The organism is Actinomadura macrotermitis, assembly GCF_009604375.1.
Classification (GTDB): Bacteria; Actinomycetota; Actinomycetes; order Streptosporangiales; family Streptosporangiaceae; genus Spirillospora; species Spirillospora macrotermitis.
On record NZ_WEGH01000001.1, the window covers coordinates 851,924 to 870,885 of the forward strand.

The window sequence follows — 18,962 nt, forward strand, 5'->3', positions numbered from 1 at the left end:
GAAGGCCTCTTGCGGGACGTCGACCCTGCCGAAGGGCGCACAGCATCCGCTTCTTGCCACCCCGCGCTACTTCTTCGCCTTGTCCGCCGACGAGTCAGAGGTGGACAGCGCGGCGACGAAGGCCTCTTGCGGGACGTCGACCCTGCCGATCGTCTTCATCCGCTTCTTGCCCTCCTTCTGCTTCTCCAGCAGCTTGCGCTTACGGGAGATGTCGCCGCCGTAGCACTTGGCGAGGACGTCCTTGCGGATGGCGCGGATGTTCTCGCGGGCGATGATGCGGGCGCCGATCGCGGCCTGGATGGGGACCTCGTACTGCTGGCGCGGGATGAGCTCCTTCAGCTTGGAGGTCATCATCAGGCCGTACTCGCGGGCCTTGTCCTTGTGCACGATCTGGCTGAAGGCGTCGACCGACTCGCCCTGCAGCAGGATGTCGACCTTGACCAGCTCGGACTCCTGCTCGCCGCTCGGCTCGTAGTCGAGCGAGGCGTAGCCGCGGGTGCGCGACTTCAGCTGGTCGAAGAAGTCGAAGATGATCTCCGCCAGCGGCATGGTGTAGCGGATCTCGACCCGGTCCTCCGACAGGTAGTCCATGCCGAGCAGCACGCCGCGGCGGCCCTGGCAGAGCTCCATGATCGCGCCGATGTGGTCGCTCGGGGACAGCACGGTGACCTTGACGATCGGCTCGAACACCTTGCCGATCTTGCCCTCGGGGAACTCGCTGGGGTTGGTGACGGTGTGCTCGGTGCCGTCCTCCATCTCCACCCGGTAGATGACGTTGGGCGCGGTGGAGATCAGCGTGAGGTTGAACTCGCGCTCCAGCCGCTCCCGGACGATCTCCATGTGCAGCAGGCCGAGGAAGCCGCAGCGGAAGCCGAAGCCGAGCGCCGCCGAGGTCTCGGGCTCGTAGACCAGCGCGGCGTCGTTCAGCTGCAGCTTGTCCAGGGCGTCGCGCAGGTCGGGGTACTGGTCGCCGTCCATCGGGTACAGGCCCGAGAACACCATCGGCTTCGGGTCCTGGTAGCCGCCGAGCGCCTCGGGCGCGGGCCGGGTGGAGGTGGTGACGGTGTCGCCGACGCGGGCCTGGCGGACGTCCTTCACCCCGGTGATCAGGTAGCCGACCTCGCCGACGCCGAGGCCGCCGACCGCCTTCGGCTCGGGCGAGATGACGCCGACCTCCAGCGTCTCGTGCGCGGTGCCGGTGGACATCATCATGCTCTTCTCGCGGCGCGACAGCTGGCCGTCGATGATCCGCACGTAGGTGACGACGCCGCGGTAGGTGTCGTAGACCGAGTCGAAGATCAGCGCGCGGGCCGGGCCGTCGGGGTCGCCGACCGGGGCCGGGACCGTCTGCACGATGCGGTCCAGCAGCTCGGCGACGCCCACGCCGGTCTTGCCGGAGACCTTCAGCACATCGCCGGGGTCGCAGCCGATGATGCCGGCCAGCTCCTCGGCGTACTTCTCCGGCTGCGCCGCCGGCAGGTCGATCTTGTTCAGCACCGGGATCAGGTGCAGGTCGGCCTCCAGGGCCAGGTACAGGTTGGCGAGCGTCTGCGCCTCGATGCCCTGCGCGGCGTCCACCAGCAGCACCGCGCCCTCGCACGCGGCCAGCGAGCGCGACACCTCGTAGGAGAAGTCGACGTGGCCGGGGGTGTCGATGAGGTTGAGGACGTAGTCGGTGCCGTCCGACGTCCACGGCAGGCGGACCGCCTGGCTCTTGATGGTGATGCCGCGCTCGCGCTCGATGTCCATCCGGTCGAGGTACTGGGCGCGCATCTGGCGGTCCTCGACCACCCCCGTCAGCTGCAGCATCCGGTCGGCCAGGGTCGACTTGCCGTGGTCGATGTGCGCGATGATGCAGAAGTTGCGGATGATCGCGGGGTCGGTCTTGTTAGGCTCGGGCGCTGGCACCGGGATCCGTTCGCATACTCACAGGTGGACGTGGACAGGGAAGTGGCAGATCTTGCCTCATTCCATAGTCCCATGCCCGGCGCCGTGCTCGGTGCAGCGTCCCTTTCCGGCGCTGGTTTGGGCGGGGCGGAGGGCATTGGTAAGCTGTGCCACTGCGTGTGGCGTAGCGTCGTGCCTTGGGGCACCGTCCGCCCCGTTAAACGTTCGTTGGATGCCTGCCCGTATCCCGAGGCAGGCGAGGATCGCAACCAAGGCTGAGGCACTACGACGTGGCTAACATCAAGTCCCAGATCAAGCGGAACAAGCAGAACGAGAAGGCCCGCCTTCGCAACAAGGCCGTCAAGTCCGAGCTGAAGACGGCGATCCGCAAGTTCCGCGAGGCCGCCGATGGTGGCAGCGTCGAGGACGCGGTCGCCGCGCAGCGCGACGCCGCCCGCAAGCTGGACAAGGCCGCCAGCAAGGGCGTCATCCACAAGAACCAGGCCGCCAACCGCAAGTCGGCGATCGCCAAGCGCACCGCCGAGCTGCAGGCCGCCAAGTAAGCCCCCTGCGCTTTCCGACGAGGCCGCGGTCCCCCGGGACCGCGGCCTCGTCGTTATCCGCCATGGACCGTATGACCGAGATCTCCAAGTACCTGTCCAAGCACCTGCGCCACCGGCCGGAACGCATCGGCGTCACACTGTCGCCCGGCGGCTGGGTGGACGTGGACGAGCTGCTGGAAGCGGCCGCCCGGCACGGCTTCCCCATCACGCGGGCGGAGCTGGACGAGGCCGTCGCCGGGAACGACAAGCGGCGCTTCGCCATCGAGGACGGGCGCATCCGCGCCCTTCAGGGGCATTCGGTGCCCGTCGACCTGGACCTGCCGGCCGTCGCGCCGCCGCCGCTGCTCTACCACGGGACGACCGAGCGTTTCCTTCCGGCGATCCGGCGCGAGGGGCTGCGGCCGATGGGCCGGCACGCCGTGCACCTGTCCCCCGACCGCGAGACCGCCCGGCGGGTCGGGGCGCGCCGGGGCCGGTCCGTCGTGCTGACCGTCGACGCGGCCGGCATGGCCGCCGCCGGGCATCTCTTCCAGGTCAGCGCGAACGGGGTGTGGCTGACCGCGGCCGTGCCGCCGGAGTATCTGCGCTGATCAGCTCCGCGGCGGCGGCCCAGTCGGGCACCGGCCGCACCCAGTCGGGCGCCGGACCCTTCTGCGGGCCGAACAGGAACCGATACGGCACGACCTCGCGGACGGCGCGCAGCACGTCCAGCCGGTCGTCCACCATGTGCGTGATGCCGAGCTCGGCGCAGTGGCCGGCCTTGTCGGCCCGTTTGCGGCAGAAGCGCACGTTGCCGCGCGGCAGGCCGGTGCGCTCGTAGAAGTCGTGGTGGTCGAGCCACGCCAGCGTCTTGCGGCGCACCTGGTCGCCGCACTTGGAGATGATCCAGGCGCGGCCGCCGAACCGCGCGACGAGCTCGGGCAGCACCTCGAACACGCCCTCGTTGGCCGGGGAGGCCAGCGCGGCCGCCATGCCGCCGTCGAGGAAGGCGGTGTCGGCGCCGCCGGGGGCGAGCGCCCCGCCCTGGATGACCCGCCCGAAATCGACCCCGAGCCGGGGCTCGCGCAACTGTTCCATGGCTCCAGGGTCAGGCCCTGCTTCCTAAAAGGGAACTATTTCCTGACTGTCCCTCTATAGTTCCTGCCTATGGATCTTCATCGGCTCTCCACGGACGCCCTCGCCTCGTTCGCGGTGTTCGCCGACCATCTCAGCTTCACCCGCGCCGCCGCCGAGCTGCACATCTCCCAGCCGGCCCTTCACGTGAAGGTGGGCAAGCTCGCCGAGACCCTCGGCCACCCCCTCTACCAGCGCCGGGGCCGCGCTCTGACACTGACGCCGCAAGGCGAGGCGGTGGCGCGCTTCGCCCGCGAACTCGACACCAGGATGGGCGCCTTCCTCGCCGAACTGGACGGCGGGCCACCCACCCGCGTCCCGGTCCTGTCGGCCGGCGAAGGCGCCTTCCTCTACCTGCTCGGCGACGCGATCCGCACGGCCGCGCCCCGGCCCCGGCTGCTCAACGGCGACCGCGCCCGCACCCTGGCCGCCGTCCGGACGGGCCGGGCCGACCTGGGCGTCGCCGTCCTGGACGTCCTGCCGGACGACCTGGCCGCCGTCCCGCTGGCGACCTACCCCCAAGCCCTGATCCTGCCCGCCGGCCACCCGCTGGCGGACCGCCCCACCCTGTCCATCACCGACCTGGCGGGCGCGCCCCTGATCGTGCCGCCCCCGCAAGGCCCCCTGCGCGTCACCCTGGAACGGGCCCTGCGCGCCGCCGACGTGCCGTGGACGGTGGCGGTGGAGGCCACCGGCTGGCCGCTGCTCCTGCACTTCGTGTCGCTCGGGGTCGGCCTGGCCGTCGTCAACGGCTGCGTCCGCCCGCCCGCCGGCCTGGTCCGCCGGGAGATCACCGACCTCCCGGCCGCCCCCTACTACGCCCTCCACCAGCCGGACCGCGCGGAGGACCCCCTGGTCACCGACCTGCTGACGACCATCCGCGCCACCCTGCCGCCCCCATGAGACCAGCATGCCCCTGAACCGCCCACCCCTCAGCGCCCAAGCCATGCGCCGCACAATCCACCCAACGCGCAGCATGAACCGCGCGAGCCGCCCCACGCGCGAGTCATCGGGCACATGGATCGCGCGCTGGACGAAGCCCCTCATGCGCGAAGAATCGAGCGCACGGCTCACCGGAAGGTGATTCAGCCCGCCAGGTGAGCGCGGACGGGTCAGCGGGCGGCGCGGGCGGCGACGATCGTCGAGACGGTCTTCTCCAGCGCGTACGCCGGGTCGGCGGCGCCGCCCTTGACCGCCAGGTCGGCCTCGGTGACCGCCATCAGAGCGCGTGCCACGCCGTCGCCGGTCCAGCCGCGAAGCTGGCGCTGGACGCGCTCGATCTGCCACGGCGGCATGCCGAGCTCCTTGGCCAGACTCGCGCCACGGGCGCCGCGCGGGGCGCCGCCCACCTTCGCCAGCCCCCGTACGCCCCTGGCCAGCGCGCTCACGATCAGCACCGGCGGCACGCCGGTCGCCAGCGCCCAGCGCAGCTGCTCCAGGGCCTCGGCGAGGCGGCCCGCGATCGCCTCGTCGGCCACGTTGAAGCCGGTGGTCTCGGCGCGTCCCCGGTAGTAGCGGGCGACGGCGGCGTCGTCGATCCTCCCGCCGTTGTCGGCGACGAGCTGGCTGCACGCGGCGGCCAGCGACCGCAGGTCGTTGCCGACCGCCTCCACCAGGTTGTGCGCGCCGTCGGGGGAGATCTTCCCGCCGGCCCGGCGGATCTCGCCGCGCACGAAGTCGATCCGCTCCCCCGCCTTGGTGATCTTCGGGCAGGAGACCCGGCGGGCGCCGAGCTTGGCCAGCCCGTCCGCCAGCGCCTTGCCCTTGGCGCCGCCGGGATGGACCGCGACCAGCGCGACGCCCTCGGCGGGGTCCTTGGCGTACCTGAGCACCTCGGCGGACAGGTCCTTGCCGAGGTCCTGGGCGGCGCGCAGCACCAGCACCTTGCCGCCGCCGAACAGCGAGGGCGAGGTGAGCTCGGCCAGCCGGCCCGGCTCCAGGCCGCCGGGGCCGAGGTCGACCACCTCGGTCTCCGGGTCGTCCGCGCGGGCGGCGGCGACCACGTCGCCGACCGCCCGGTCCACGAGCAGCTCTTCGTCTCCGACGATCAGGGTGATGGCGTCCGCTGGCACCCCTGCAGCATGCCACGCCCGCCCCCATGATCAGGCCGCTCGACCCCACCTCCCGGGAACCGGGCCTCAGTGCCGGGAGACGACCGCCAGGCCTCCTCTCGTGCGGACGACGGCGATGTCGCCCTCCCGGTCGGTGCGGTGGACCCGGGTCCCGATCCGTTCCAGCAGGTCCAGGGTGGAGCGGGACGGGTGGCCGTAGTCGTTGTCGCGGCCCACCGAGACGATCGAGATCGCCGCGTGCGCGGCGGCCAGGAAGCCCCGGTCCTGGCTGCGGGAACCGTGGTGCGGCACCTTCAGGACCTGGACGGGCGGCACGCCGTCCGCCAGGGAGCGCTGCGCCTCCTCTTCGGCGTCGCCCGCGAGGAGCGCGCTGAAGCCGGGGCGGCGGGCCACCAGCACCACGCTGGCGTTGTTGATGGTGGTCCCGTCGTCGGCCGGGGTGAGGCGAGCGCCCGACGGCGGCGGCCCCAGCACGCTCAGGGAGAGGTCGCCCACGCTCCATCGCGCACCGGCCTGGGCGAACCCGGTGGTCAGGCCGCCGGTGAAGCGCGTCTCGCGGCCGGGGCCGCGCGGGGTGGTCAGCACCATGCGCACCGTGCAGCCCCGCCGGACGCCCGGGACGCCGTCGATGTGGTCGGCGTGCGGGTGGGTGAGCACGAGCAGCGGGACGTCGCGGACGCCGAGGCGGTGCAGGCAGGCGTCGACCGGCCGCGGGTCCGGGCCCGCGTCCACGACCACCGCCCGGCCGGGACCGGCCGCCAGGGCGAGCGCGTCGCCCTGCCCCACGTCGCAGGCGACCATGAGCCAGCCGGGCGGCGGCCAGCCCGGCGCGACGGCCCGCAGCGCCACGACCGCCGCGAACACCCCGGCCAGCGCGGCGGCGGCGAGCAGGCGGAGCCGCCGGGACCGCAGGACCAGCACGGCCACGCCGCCCGCCGCCAGCAGGCCGAGCGCGCCCAGCCCGCCTTGGCGCCACGGGACGGTGGCGTACGGGAGCGCGGCGGCGGTGCGGGCCACCCAGACGATCCAGCCCACGGCGAGCCCGGCGGGCCACACGACGACCTCGGCGGCGGGCGGCCACACCGGGGCGGTCACCGCGCCGAGCGCGCCGAGCAGCGTCGCGGGCGGCACCGCCGGGGCCGCGAGCAGGTTGGCGACGACGGAGACGACGCCGATCTCACCCGACAGCATCACCAGGACCGGCGCGACCGCGACCTGCGCCGCCGCCGCGACCGCCAGCGCGTCCGCGAGGGGCCCCGGCATCCGGCGGCGCAGGCGATCGCGCCACGGCGGCGCGAGCAGCAGCAGCCCGGCGGTGGCCAGCACCGACAGCGCGAACCCGTAGGAGCGCGCCAGCGCCGGGTCGATCAGCACCAGCAGCAGGACGGCGGCGCCGAGTGCGGGCACGCCCTGCCGGGGCCGCCCGCTGAAGAACGCCAGCAGCCCGATCATCCCCATCACCGTGGCCCGCAGCACGCTGGGCTCGGGCCGCGCGATGACGACGAACACCAGCACCGCGACGGCCGCGAGCGGCGGCGCGTACCGCCGGCCCAGCCCGGCGCACCGGCACAGGCCGAGCACCGCCCCGATGACGATCGCCAGGTTGGCGCCCGACACCACGAGCAGATGGGTGAGGCCCGCGACGCGGAAGTCCTCGGCCAGGTCCGGGTCCAGCCGCGAGGTGTCCCCGACGACCATGCCGGGCAGCACCCCCCGCTGTGCCGGCGGCAGGTGCCGGACCGCCTGCCGCAGCCGGGACCGCACCCGCCCGGCGGCCCGCTGCACCGCCGACGGCGGCCCGAGCACGGCCGGCGGCCCGCGCACCAGCACGACCGCCCCCAGCAACCCGGCGCCGCGCGGCGCCTCGAACCGTCCGCTGAACCGCACCCGCCGGCTGGGGACCAGGTCGCCCCACCGCGGGTCGGCCGCGATCAGCAGCACCGGCACCCGCACCCGGATCCGCCGCCCGTGCTCGGTCACCAGCACCGCCCGCGCCCGGACGATGACCATCGGCCGCCCGCCCCCGCGCCGCACCTGCGGGTCCCCGGTCACCACCGCCTCGGCGACGGCCCGCCCGCTGTGCCGCGCCAATTCCCGGACGGGCCCGTTCCCCACGGCCGACATCCGCAGCCCGGTCCCGCCCGCCGACGCGGCCGCACACGCCAGCGCCACCCCCACCACCACCCGCCCCGCCGCCCCACCCCCGAGAACCCGCTCCACCTCCCACCGCCGCACGATCGTCCGAACCCGCTGCACCACCCCCCGGCCACTCCCGCCTCCCCGCACATCACGTCCCCCGAGTCCTTCCACGTCGTGGATCCCCCGCGGGGTTCCGGGGGCTCGGGTAGGGCGGAGGGGTTCCGCAGTGCGAGCTCTTCGAGTGTGGCCAGAGGCTCGGCGGCGAGGTAGAAGGAGTACCGCGGCCATGAGGGCCAGGACGGCTGACAGGAAGTAGGTGACGGTCGGCGGGGTGCCCAGGGTCAGGACGGCCGACAGCCATACCGCCAGGGCGGACGGGACCAGGCGCAGGTCGTGGGGTGGGCGCTCCTTTTCCGGGACGGTGTTCATACGCGGAGCAGAGGTTTCAGGTCGGCCAGGCGGCGAGCGCCGATGCCGGTGACCTCCTGGAGCTGGTCGACCGAGCGGAACGCGCCGTGCTGGGTGCGGTGGTCGAGGATGCGCTGGGCGAGGACGGGGCCGACGCCCGGCAGCTGGTCCAGTTGCTCCAGGGTGGCCGTGTTGAGGTCCACGGGTGTTCCGCCGGGCGCCGCCGGCGAGCCGGGGGCGGTGGGCGGCGGGCCCTGGGCTCCCGCGACGCCGACCGGGATCTGCTCGCCGTCCACCAGCCTGCGGGCCAGGTTCAGCTCGCCGGTACCGGCGTGCGGGCGCACTCCGCCGGCCGCCTTGATGGCGTCGGTGACGCGGGAGCCCGCCGGGAGGGTGATCACGCCCGGGCGCCTGACCTTGCCGAGGACGTGGACCAGGAGCGTGCCGCCCGGGGACGGGGCGGCGGACGGCGCGGTGTCGGAGGCCGAGAGCCGGACCGGGGCGGCGGGCACGGGTTCGGGGCGGGGGCGGGCCTGCCACAGGTAGGCCGCCCCGGCGACGACCGCGACCAGTGCCACGGCCACCAGGGCGCGGATGCTCGGCGGGCGTTCCCTGCCCGGCGGTTCGGGGCCCGAGCGCAGGCGGACCGAGGGCGGGGCGCCGAAGGTGGCCGGCTGGCGCAGCCGGTCGGTGAGCTTCATGTCACCGACGGTAGGGAGCGGGGCGCGGGGGGCGGTAGGGGTGCGCGGAACTGTGGATAACTCAGCCGAGCTGGGGTGCGACGACCACGCCGATCATGCCCGGGCCGACGTGGGCGCCGATGACGGGGCCGACCTCGCCGACGTAGACGTCCTCGACGTCCGGGATGCGTTCGCGCAGCCGGGCCGCCAGGGCCTCGGCGCGCGACGCCGCCGCCAGGTGCTGGACCCCCAGGTCCACCCGGCGGGTGCCGGCCTCGGCGACCGCGAGCTCCTCCAGGCGGGCCAGGGCCCGGGAGGAGGTGCGCACCTTCTCCAGCGGGGTGATCTTGCCGTCGGCGATGCCGAGCAGCGGCTTGACCATCAGGGCCGAGCCGAGCAGGGTCGCCGCGGCGCCGATGCGGCCGCCGCGCCGCAGGTGCTCCAGGGTGTCGACGTAGAACAGCGAGCGCGACTCGTCGGCGCGCCGGTTCGCGGCGGCGACGGCCTCCTCGGCGGTGCCGCCGGCGAGCGCGGCGGCGGCCGCGGACAGGGCGGCGAAGCCGAGACCGAGGCCGATCGTCCCCGAGTCGACGATGTGCACCGGCACCGGCGCCGATCCGGCGGCCAGCCGCGCCGCCTGGGCGGTGCCCGACATCTCGGCCGACAGGTGCACCGAGACGATCGCGGACGCGCCCGCGGCGGCGGCCGCGGCGTAGGCCGCGGCGAACCGCTCGGGCGCCGGCCGGGAGGTGGTGACCGGGCGCCACTCCTTGAGGGCCGCGGCGGTCTCGGCGGCGGTGGTGGCCCCCTCGTCGCGGACCGTCCCGCCGATCATGATCTGCAGCGGGACGACCGTCACCCCGTGGCGTTCGGCGAGACCCGGCGGCAGGTAGGCGGTGGAATCGGTGACGACGGCGACCGCACTGGCCATGGGGGGAGGGTGCTCCTCGCTGTCGGTCGCGCCGGGACGGTGCGGGGTCAGGGCTGGACGGGCACGCCGCCGCGCCAGACGCGCAGGGCCCGCAGCCCGAACGCCCAGGCGAACGCGCCCTCGTGGTCGGCGTCCCACAGGACGATGTCGGCGCGCATGCCCGGCGCCAGCGAGCCGCGGTCGCCGACGCGCAGCGCGGCGGCGCCGCCGAGGGTGGCCGCGCGCAGGGCCTCGGTGACCGACAGTCCGTACATCGCCACCGCCAGGCCGATGACCAGCGGCATCGAGGTGATGCCGCACTGGCCGGGGTTGTGGTCGGTGCCGAGCGCGACGGTCACGCCGCGCTCCAGCATGGAGCGGACCGGGGCGGGCGGCCGGGAGCTGTTCAGCGCGCTGCCGGGGCAGACCGTGGCGGTGACGCCGGCGTGCGCGAGGGCCTTGATGTCGTCGTCGTTGGCCTGGGTGAGCAGGTCGGCCGAGGCGCAGCCGACCTCGGCGGCGACCTGGGCCGCGCCGATGCGCTCGTTGGCGCAGGCGTGCATGCGCGCCTTCAGCCCGGCGCGCTTGCCGGTGAGCAGCAGGACGCGGGCCTCCTCGGCGGTGAAGTGGCCCTCGTCGCAGTAGACGTCGATGGAGTCGGCGCCCGCGGCGGCGGCGTCGCCGGCCCACAGGCGGACGGCCTCGATGTAGTCGCGGCGGCGGCCGAAGAACTCCGGCGGCAGGATGTGCGCGGCCAGGAAGGTGGCGTGGATGCGCGGCATCGACGGCTCGCCCTCCAGCGAGCGCAGCATCCGGATGTCGGCGAGCTCGCCGTCGCGGGTCAGGTGGTAGCCGGTCTTGGCCTCCACGGTGGTGGTGCCGGCCAGGATCCACTGCCGCAGCCGCTCGCGGACGCCGTTGCACAGCGTCCAGGGGTCGGTGCCGCGGGTCACGGTGACGGTGGAGTTGACGCCGCCGCCCGCCGCGGTGATGGCCGAGTGGGACGAGCCGCTGGTGCGCATGGCGAGCTCGGCCCAGCGGTTGCCCGCGTAGACGGGGTGGGAGTGGGCGTCGATGAGCCCGGGGGTGACCAGGCCGCCGCCGAGGTTCTCCACGTGGTCGACGTCGACGATGTCGTCGATGATGCCGGGGACGCTCTGCGGCAGGTCCGACGCCGGGCCCGCCCAGACGATCCGGTCGTCGTGGATGAGGACGGCGGCGTTGCTGCAGACGTCGGTGCCCGTCCAGAGCCTGCCGATGTTCGTCAACAGCCGTACCGTCATAGGGTCACCGACCGGGAAGGGGCAATGCGCCGTACGGCGCTGTACCGGACGCCATGGAGGGGGCCACCTGCTCTCGAACCGGGACGCCGACTGGGTGCCGGCGGCTCTCCGCTGGGGGGACGGGTGGCCGGATGACCACCACGAGCAACGAGACCGGAGATATCGGTTTCGTCACGGTAGTGCACTGAAGGCCCGCCCGACAACCTCTGGCGGGGGAACGCGGGGGCCGGCGGAAAGGTTCCCACCGGAAGGGCATGCCGATGCACGCGCATATGCACGTTCACCCAGGTCATCGCAGCCCGTCAATCCGACAAAGACCGCAGTTCTCCCGATATCCGGTGAATATCCGCTCGCTGAACATCGACAGTCATCACCCGCCCCTTGGTGATACGACCGTACGGAATCCGGGCGTCCCGTCAAGCGGAATCGAAAAGCTGTCACCGTTCGGCGACCGCCTCCGGGCCGGGGCGCGCCGCCCCGGCCCGGGAGGTCAGTGCGTGCGGGCCAGATCCTCGAAGGTCTCCAGCTCGTCCACCAGGTCCACCGGGACGCGCGCGCGCAGCACCGTGCCCGCCGCGACGTGCTCCTGCTCCAGGACCTCGCCGCGCTCGTGCACGCGGGTGACCAGGTCGCCGCGCCCGTAGGGCAGCAGCACGCGCATCTCGCGCTCCAGGCCCGGCAGCCGCTCCTCGATCGCCGCGCGCAGCCCGTCGATGCCGGCGCCGGTCTTCGCCGACACCACCACGCTGTTCGGCTCGCGCCGCTGCAGCCGGGCGAGGGTCAGGTCGTCGGCCGCGTCGGCCTTGTTGATGACCACCAGCTCGGGCAGCCTGTCGGCGCCGATCTCGCGGAACACCTCGCGGACGGCGGCCAGCTGCGCCTCGGGGTCGGGGTCGGAGGCGTCCACCACGTGCAGCACCAGGCCGGCGTCGGTGACCTCCTCCAGGGTGGAGCGGAACGCCTCCACCAGCTGGTGCGGCAGGTGCCGGACGAACCCGACGGTGTCGGCCAGGGTGTAGGCGCGGCCGCTCGGCGTCTCGGCCCGCCGCACGGTCGGGTCCAGCGTGGCGAACAGCGCGTTCTCCACCAGGACGCCGGCGCCGGTGAGCCGGTTCAGCAGCGAGGACTTGCCGGCGTTGGTGTAGCCGGCGATGGCCACGGCCGGGACCTCGTTGCGGCGGCGCTCGCCGCGCGAGGTGGTGCGGGCCTTGGACATCTCGGCGATCTGCCGGCGCAGCTTGGCCATCCGGGTGCGGATCCGGCGCCGGTCCAGTTCGATCTTGGTCTCACCGGGGCCGCGGCCGCCGATGCCGACGCCGCCCGCGGCCCGGCCGCCGACCTGGCGCGACAGGTTGCCGCCCCAGCCGCGCAGCCGCGGCAGCAGGTAGTTGAGCTGGGCCAGCTCGACCTGGGCCTTGCCCTCGCGGCTCTTGGCGTGCTGGGCGAAGATGTCCAGGATCAGCGCGGTCCGGTCGATGACCTTGACCTTGACGATCTCCTCCAGGTGCCGCAGCTGGCCGGGGGCCAGCTCGCCGTCGCAGATGACGGTGTCGGCGCCGGTGGAGATGACGACGTCGCGCAGCTCCTCGGCCTTGCCCGAGCCGATGTAGGTGGCCGGGTCGGGGCGGCTGCGGCGCTGGGTGAGCCCCTCCAGCACCTCCGAGCCGGCGGTCTCGGCGAGCAGGGCCAGCTCGCGCAGCGAGTTGTCGGCCATCTCGGCCGTGCCCTCGGTCCAGACGCCGACCAGGACGACCCGCTCGAGCCGCAGCGCGCGGTACTCGACCTCGGTGACGTCGGTCAGTTCGGTGGACAGCCCCGCGACGCGGCGTAGTGCGCGGCGGTCCTCGAGATCGAGCTCCCCGGTGAGCGGCTCGGCCTCGTAGCGGTCCGTGGTGTGGTCTTCAGAGAAAGATTGAGTCATATGTCCTCTGTAGAACGCCGCAGCGCGGCTCTGTCTTCCCGGGCGATCGTCTCACGCGCACGACCTGGGGTCATTCGATTATCACCCGCGCGCCGGGGCATGCCCGGAAGGAGACGGCCCACCCCTCATGACCAGGGCGGCGGACGTCCGGGACGGGGTCCGCGGGGTGGCCGAGACCACCGGACCCCGCTTTGACCCGGGTCAGTACCGGCGAGTAGCGTCTCCACGTAACAGAAGTGGAATTTCACGATACGAAAGGGCGGGCCAGATGGCTGCACTCGAAGGCATCGAGATCACCGGTCCTCTCAACGAGCGGTACGACGAGATCCTGACCCCTGAGGCGCTGAGCCTGCTGGCCTCCCTGCAGCGCGAGTTCGGCGGCCGCCGCAAGGAGCTGCTGAAGGCGCGCGAGGAGCGCCAGCAGCGCCTGTCGGCCGGCGGCACGCTGGACTTCCTGCCCGAGACCGCCGGCGTCCGCGCCGACGACTCCTGGCGGGTGGCCGAGGCCGGCCGCGGCTTGGAGGACCGCCGCGTCGAGATCACCGGCCCGACCGACCGCAAGATGACCATCAACGCCCTCAACTCGGGCGCCAAGGTCTGGCTGGCCGACTTCGAGGACGCCAACACCCCGCTGTGGAACAACATGATCGAGGGCCAGCTCAGCCTGCGCGACGCCCTCGACCGCACCATCGACTTCACCGACGAGCGGACCGGCAAGTCCTACGCGCTGAAGGCCGACGAGGAGCTGGCGACGATCGTCGTGCGCCCGCGCGGCTGGCACATGGAGGAGAAGCACCTGCTGGTCGACGGTGAGCCGATGTCGGGCTCGCTGTTCGACTTCGGCCTCTACCTGTTCCACTGCGCCCGCCGCCAGCTGGACAAGGGCAAGGGCCCCTACTTCTACCTGCCGAAGATGGAGAGCCACCTGGAGGCGCGTCTGTGGAACGACGCCTTCAACCTGGCGCAGGACGAGCTGGAGATCCCGCGCGGCACCATCCGCGCCACCGTCCTGATCGAGACGATCCCGGCCGCGTTCGAGATGGAGGAGATCCTCTACGAGCTGCGCGACCACTCCGCGGGCCTGAACGCCGGCCGCTGGGACTACCTGTTCTCGGTCATCAAGAAGTTCCGCGACCGCGGCGAGGAGTTCATCCTGCCCGAGCGCAACGCGATCACGATGACCGCGCCGTTCATGCGGGCCTACACCGAGCTGCTGGTGCGCACCTGCCACAAGCGCGGCGCGCACGCGATCGGCGGCATGGCGGCCTTCATCCCCTCCCGCAAGGACGCCGAGGTCAACAAGGTCGCACTGGAGAAGGTGCGGGCCGACAAGACCCGCGAGTCCGGCGACGGCTTCGACGGCTCCTGGGTCGCCCACCCCGACCTGGTCCCGATCTGCCGCGAGGTCTTCGACGGCGTGCTCGGCGACAAGCCGAACCAGCGCGACCGCCTCCGCGAGGACGTCAAGGTCGCGGCGTCGGACCTGCTGAACGTGGCCGCCACCCCCGGCGACATCACCGAGGCGGGCCTGCGCGGCAACATCGACGTCGCGCTGCGCTACCTGGCCGCGTGGCTGAACGGCTCGGGCGCGGTCGCCATCCACAACCTGATGGAGGACGCCGCCACCGCCGAGATCTCCCGGTCCCAGGTGTGGCAGTGGATCTACAACGGCGTCTCCACCAAGGAGGGGCAGAAGATCACCAAGGAGTGGGTGGCCGAGCTGCTGGACGAGGAGCTCGCCAAGATCCGCGCCGAGCTGGGCGACGCCTACAACGAGCCCCGCTACGAGCAGGCCGTGGCGCTGTTCAAGCAGGTCACGCTCGCCGACGAGTACTCCGAGTTCCTGACCACCCCGGCGTACGAGACGATGCCGTAGCACGGTCGTCGCTCAGGCCGCGTAACCCCAGGTCAGCGCGCCGGCCGCCCGTGGGCAACGGGCGGCCGGCGTCCCTGTGTTCCAGCCCCCCGGCATGGAAAAGTGGTGACATGACCGAGAAAGTGACCCGCCTGGCGGAACGTCTCGCCGTGCTGCTCGGCCCGGACGCGGTCATCACCGACCCCGTCCGGCTGCGCACCTACGAGTGCGACGGGCTCACCAACCACCGCGCCCGGCCCGCCCTCGTCGTGCTGCCGGACGACGGCGCGCAGATCGCGCAGATCGTCCGGGCGTGCGTCGCGGCCGGCGTGCCCTACGTGGCGCGCGGCTCGGGCACCGGCCTGTCGGGCGGGGCGCTGCCGCGCACCGACGGGGTGCTGATCGTCACCTCCCGGCTGCGCCGCATCCTGGAGATCGACATCGCGAACCAGCGGGCGGTGGTCGAGCCCGGCGTGATCAACCTGGACGTGACGCGGGCGGTCCGCCCGCACGGCTACTACTTCGCGCCCGACCCCTCCAGCCAGCAGATCTGCTCGGTCGGCGGGAACGTGGCGGAGAACTCCGGCGGCGCGCACTGCCTGAAGTACGGCTTCACCGCGCACCACGTGCTGTCCTGCGAGGTCGTCACCCCTGACGGGGAGGTGGTGGAGCTGTCCGCGGACGGCCCCGGCTACGACCTGCTCGGGGTGTTCGTCGGCGCCGAGGGCACGCTCGGCATCGCCACCAAGGTCACGGTGCGGCTGACCCGCGTGCCGCAGACCGTGCAGACGCTGCTGGCGGCGTTCGGCTCCATCGAGGGCGGCGGCACCGCGGTGTCGGCGATCATCGCGGCCGGGGTGGTGCCCGCCGCGATCGAGATGATGGACGCGCTGTCCATCGAGGCCGCCGAGGCGTCGGTGGCGTGCGGCTACCCGCCGGGCGCGGGCGCGGTGCTGATCGTGGAACTGGACGGCCCGCAGGCCGAGGTCGAGCACCAGTTCGCGCAGGTCAAGGCCCTGTGCGAGGAGGCCGGCGCGTTCGAGATCCGGGTCGCCGCCGACGACGCCGCCCGCGCGCTGATCTGGAAGGGCCGCAAGTCCGCGTTCGCCGCCGTCGGCCGGATCAGCCCCGCCTACCTGGTGCAGGACGGCGTCATCCCGCGCACCTCCCTGCCCCGGGTGCTCGCCCGCATCGACGAGCTGTCGGCCGAGTCGGGCGTGCGCGTCGCCAACGTCTTCCACGCCGGCGACGGCAACCTGCACCCCCTGGTGCTGTTCGACGACGCCGAGCCGGGCGCCGCCGAGCGGGCCGAGGGGGTCTCCGGCGCCATCCTGGACCTGTGCATCGAGCACGGCGGGTCGATCACCGGCGAGCACGGCGTCGGCGTGGACAAGGCCCGCTACATGCCGCGCATGTTCACCGCGGCCGACCTGGACACCATGCAGATGGTGCGGTGCGGCTTCGACCCGGCCGGGCTGTGCAACCCCGGCAAGATCTTCCCGACGCCGCGGCTGTGCGGCGAGGTGCCCGGCGTCCGCAAGGGCGTGCATCCGCTGGTCGAGCAGGGAAAGGCGGACCTGTTCTGATGAAGGCCCTGGAAGCGGTCTGCGCCGATGTGCGGCCCGCCGCGTCCGGCGACGCCCTGGTGGCGGCGCCCGCGTCGGTCGAGGAGGCCGCGGCCGTGCTGCGCGTCGCCGCCGAGCACGGCCTGGCGGTGATCGCGCGCGGCGGCGGCGGCCGGCTCGGCTGGGGGCCGCCGCCGTCCCGGCGCGACCTGTTCGTCGACACCCGGAACCTGGACCGTGTGGTCGAGCACGCCGCCGGCGACCTGGTGGTGAAGGTGCAGGCCGGCCTGCGGATGGACCGCCTCGCCGCGGTGCTCGCCGAAAGCGGCCAGCGCCTCGCCCTGGACGCCCCGCTGCCCGCCGCGACGGTCGGCGGGACGATCGCCACCGGCGCCGCCGGGCCGCTGCGCCACCTGTACGGGACGCCCCGCGACCTGGTCATCGGCCTCACCATCGTGCGCGCGGACGGGGAGATCGCCCGCTCGGGCGGCAAGGTCGTCAAGAACGTCGCCGGATACGACCTCGGGCGGCTGTTCAGCGGCTCCTTCGGCACCCTCGGGCTGATCGTGGAGGCCGCCTTCCGGCTGCACCCCGTCCCGGCCGTCCGCGAGTACCTCACCGCCGTCTACGCCGATGCCGACGCGGCGCACGAGGCCGTGCAGGCGGTGCTGCACTCCCCCGCCGCCCCGAGCGCCGTCGAGTGCGCGACGATCCCGGACGGCATCGCCGTCGGCGTCCTGCTCGAAGGCGCCACCGGCCGCGCCGCGCAGGTCCTCCCGCTCCTCGGCCAGGGCGCCCGGGTCGGCGACGCCGCGCCGGAGTGGTGGGGCCGCTATCCCGAGGGCGCCGTCCTGATCGAGGTGACCGGCAAACCCACCGCGCTCCCCGACTTCCTGCGGGCGGCGCCGAACCTCACCTGGTCGGCGTGCGGACACGGATACGTCGGCCTCGCCGGGGAGACCACCCCTGCGCAGGTCGCCGATCTCCTCGTGGCACTACGCCGCATCGGCGGGGCGGTGGTCCGGAGCGCGCCCGCGCAGATCCGGGACGCCGTGGACGTGTGGGGCCCGATTCCGGCGCTGTCGCTGATGCGGCGCGTCAAGGACCAGTTCGATCCGGAGCACCGGCTGTCCCCCGGCCGCTTCGTTGGAGGGATCTGATGAGCGCCTCGGACGAGGAACTGCCCAAACTGCTCGGCGACTGCGTGCACTGCGGGTTCTGCCTGCCGACCTGCCCCACCTACGTGCTGTGGGGCGAGGAGATGGACTCCCCGCGCGGCCGCATCCACCTGATGCAGCAGCACGCCGAGGGCGCCCCGCTGTCGGAATCGATGGTCGGGCACTTCGACGCCTGTCTCGGCTGCATGGCGTGTGTGACGGCCTGCCCGTCCGGCGTCCAGTACGACCGGCTGATCGAGCACACCCGGGCCGAGGTGGAAAGCGAGCATCCGCGCCCGCTGCGGGAGCGCGCGCTCCGTGAGGCGATTTTCGCGCTGTTCCCCTACCCGCGTCGGCTGCGCGCCCTACGCGGGCCGCTCCGCCTCTACCAGCGCGCGCGCTTGGACGAGCTGGTGCGCCGTACCGGTCTGCTGGAGCGCATCTCCCCCTCGCTCGCCGCCATGGAACGGCTCGCGCCGCCCCTCGGCAAGGCGCCCCGGCTGCCCGAACGGGTCGCCGCACGCGGCGGCCGCCGCGCCACTGTCGGGATGCTGACCGGCTGCGTGCAGCGTGAGTTCTTCCCCGGCGTGAACGCCGCGACCGCCCGCGTGCTGGCCCTGGAGGGCTGCGACGTGGTCATCCCCCGCACGCAGGGCTGCTGCGGCGCGCTGTCGCTGCACTCGGGACGCGAGGACGAGGCCAAGGAGTTCGCCCGCCGCACCATCGAGGCGTTCGAGGCCGTCGACGTCATCGTGGTCAACGCGGCGGGCTGCGGCTCGTCGATGAAGGAGTACGCCGCGCTGCTCGCCGGCGACCCCGCCTGGGCGCGCCGGGCCGAGGCGCTGTCGGCCAGGACCCGCGACCTGGCCGAGTACCTCGTGGAACTCGGGCCCCGCGCGGAACGGCGGCCACTTCCGGTCACCGTCGCCTACCACGACGCCTGCCACCTCGCCCACGCGCAGGGCGTGCGCAGCCAGCCGCGCGCGCTGCTGGCGGGCATCCCCGGGCTGACCGTCCGGGAGATCACCGACCCCGACGTGTGCTGCGGATCAGCCGGCGTCTACAACCTGCTGCAGCCCGAGGCGGCGGGCGAGCTGGGCGACCGCAAGGCCGGGCATGTGCGCGGAACGGGCGCCGAACTGCTGGTCGCGGCCAACCCCGGCTGCGCCATGCAGATCGCCACCGCGCTGCGCCGGCAGGGCGCCGAGATCGCCGTCGCGCACACCGCCGAGGTGCTGGACGCCTCGCTGCGGGGCCTCGGCCGGGGGGCCCTGATCACCGATGCTCCGTAGCATCCGCCCAGCTTGATCATCCTTTTCGGGCAGCCGGCCACCCCCGCCGCAACGGATACGGTTGTCCTGTATTGTGTCGTCCCCCCCAGCCGGGACGCGATCGCCGACCGGCCACGT

At 73.4% G+C, this 18,962-nt stretch carries 15 protein-coding genes; 7 read left to right on the forward strand and 8 right to left on the reverse strand.

Annotated elements, in window-relative coordinates:
* Positions 1–66 precede the first annotated feature (66 nt).
* Positions 67–1,908, reverse strand: coding sequence for a translation elongation factor 4 (lepA, locus tag ACRB68_RS03925; RefSeq protein WP_328593720.1), 1,842 nt, complete (start codon positions 1,906–1,908; stop codon positions 67–69).
* Positions 1,909–2,177: 269 nt separating this feature from the next.
* Between lepA and rpsT the strand changes: the two genes are divergently transcribed.
* Entirely contained in the window at positions 2,178–2,450 is a 273-nt protein-coding gene (gene rpsT / locus ACRB68_RS03930) for a 30S ribosomal protein S20 (RefSeq protein ID WP_328593722.1), read from the forward strand.
* A gap of 62 nt (positions 2,451–2,512) precedes the next feature.
* Positions 2,513–3,040 (forward strand): RNA 2'-phosphotransferase, encoded by a 528-nt coding sequence (locus ACRB68_RS03935; protein ID WP_153530859.1) that lies wholly within the window; start codon positions 2,513–2,515, stop codon positions 3,038–3,040.
* On the opposite strand, the gene ACRB68_RS03940 is transcribed toward ACRB68_RS03935, so the two are convergent.
* Positions 2,985–3,527 carry a hypothetical protein gene (locus ACRB68_RS03940; protein WP_153530860.1) on the reverse strand — a complete coding sequence of 181 codons (543 nt, stop codon included), beginning with the start codon at positions 3,525–3,527 and terminating at the stop codon, positions 2,985–2,987. The two genes, ACRB68_RS03935 and ACRB68_RS03940, sit on opposite strands and share 56 nt — an antisense overlap.
* Before the next feature lie 69 nt (positions 3,528–3,596).
* Between ACRB68_RS03940 and ACRB68_RS03945 the strand changes: the two genes are divergently transcribed.
* Positions 3,597–4,466, forward strand: coding sequence for a LysR family transcriptional regulator (locus ACRB68_RS03945; protein WP_153530861.1), 870 nt, complete (start codon positions 3,597–3,599; stop codon positions 4,464–4,466).
* Between the two features lie 209 nt (positions 4,467–4,675).
* On the opposite strand, the gene holA is transcribed toward ACRB68_RS03945, so the two are convergent.
* From holA to hflX, 6 genes are all read right to left on the reverse strand, one after another.
* Positions 4,676–5,635 carry a DNA polymerase III subunit delta gene (gene holA / locus ACRB68_RS03950; RefSeq protein ID WP_328593723.1) on the reverse strand — a complete coding sequence of 320 codons (960 nt, stop codon included), beginning with the start codon at positions 5,633–5,635 and terminating at the stop codon, positions 4,676–4,678.
* A 66-nt stretch (positions 5,636–5,701) separates the two neighbouring features.
* Positions 5,702–7,894 (reverse strand): ComEC/Rec2 family competence protein, encoded by a 2,193-nt coding sequence (locus ACRB68_RS03955; protein ID WP_328593724.1) that lies wholly within the window; start codon positions 7,892–7,894, stop codon positions 5,702–5,704.
* Positions 7,895–8,199: 305 nt separating this feature from the next.
* Positions 8,200–8,883 (reverse strand): ComEA family DNA-binding protein, encoded by a 684-nt coding sequence (locus tag ACRB68_RS03960; protein WP_153530862.1) that lies wholly within the window; start codon positions 8,881–8,883, stop codon positions 8,200–8,202.
* A gap of 61 nt (positions 8,884–8,944) precedes the next feature.
* Positions 8,945–9,793: a DegV family protein gene (locus ACRB68_RS03965; RefSeq protein WP_153530863.1), complete on the reverse strand. Its 849-nt coding sequence runs from the start codon at positions 9,791–9,793 to the stop codon at positions 8,945–8,947.
* Between the two features lie 47 nt (positions 9,794–9,840).
* The gene (hutI, locus tag ACRB68_RS03970) at positions 9,841–11,055 is read right to left on the reverse strand and encodes an imidazolonepropionase (RefSeq protein WP_153530864.1); all 1,215 of its coding nucleotides are present in this window, start codon (positions 11,053–11,055) and stop codon (positions 9,841–9,843) included.
* A 490-nt stretch (positions 11,056–11,545) separates the two neighbouring features.
* The gene (gene hflX, locus ACRB68_RS03975) at positions 11,546–12,976 is read right to left on the reverse strand and encodes a GTPase HflX (protein ID WP_153530865.1); all 1,431 of its coding nucleotides are present in this window, start codon (positions 12,974–12,976) and stop codon (positions 11,546–11,548) included.
* 268 nt (positions 12,977–13,244) lie between these two features.
* Here hflX and aceB point away from each other — a divergent pair, with 268 nt between their 5' ends.
* The 4 genes from aceB to ACRB68_RS03995 all read left to right on the forward strand — a co-directional run bounded on the left by aceB (position 13,245) and on the right by ACRB68_RS03995 (position 18,845).
* Positions 13,245–14,852: a malate synthase A gene (gene aceB, locus ACRB68_RS03980; RefSeq protein ID WP_153530866.1), complete on the forward strand. Its 1,608-nt coding sequence runs from the start codon at positions 13,245–13,247 to the stop codon at positions 14,850–14,852.
* Positions 14,853–14,962: 110 nt separating this feature from the next.
* On the forward strand, positions 14,963–16,417 hold the full coding sequence (locus ACRB68_RS03985; RefSeq protein WP_153530867.1) for an FAD-linked oxidase C-terminal domain-containing protein: 1,455 nt from the start codon (positions 14,963–14,965) through the stop codon (positions 16,415–16,417).
* The gene (locus ACRB68_RS03990; RefSeq protein WP_153530868.1) at positions 16,417–17,556 is read left to right on the forward strand and encodes an FAD-binding oxidoreductase; all 1,140 of its coding nucleotides are present in this window, start codon (positions 16,417–16,419) and stop codon (positions 17,554–17,556) included. Before ACRB68_RS03985 ends, ACRB68_RS03990 begins: the two co-directional genes overlap by 1 nt.
* The gene (locus tag ACRB68_RS03995; RefSeq protein ID WP_153530869.1) at positions 17,556–18,845 is read left to right on the forward strand and encodes a (Fe-S)-binding protein; all 1,290 of its coding nucleotides are present in this window, start codon (positions 17,556–17,558) and stop codon (positions 18,843–18,845) included. Before ACRB68_RS03990 ends, ACRB68_RS03995 begins: the two co-directional genes overlap by 1 nt.
* The last annotated feature ends 117 nt before the right edge of the window (positions 18,846–18,962 follow it).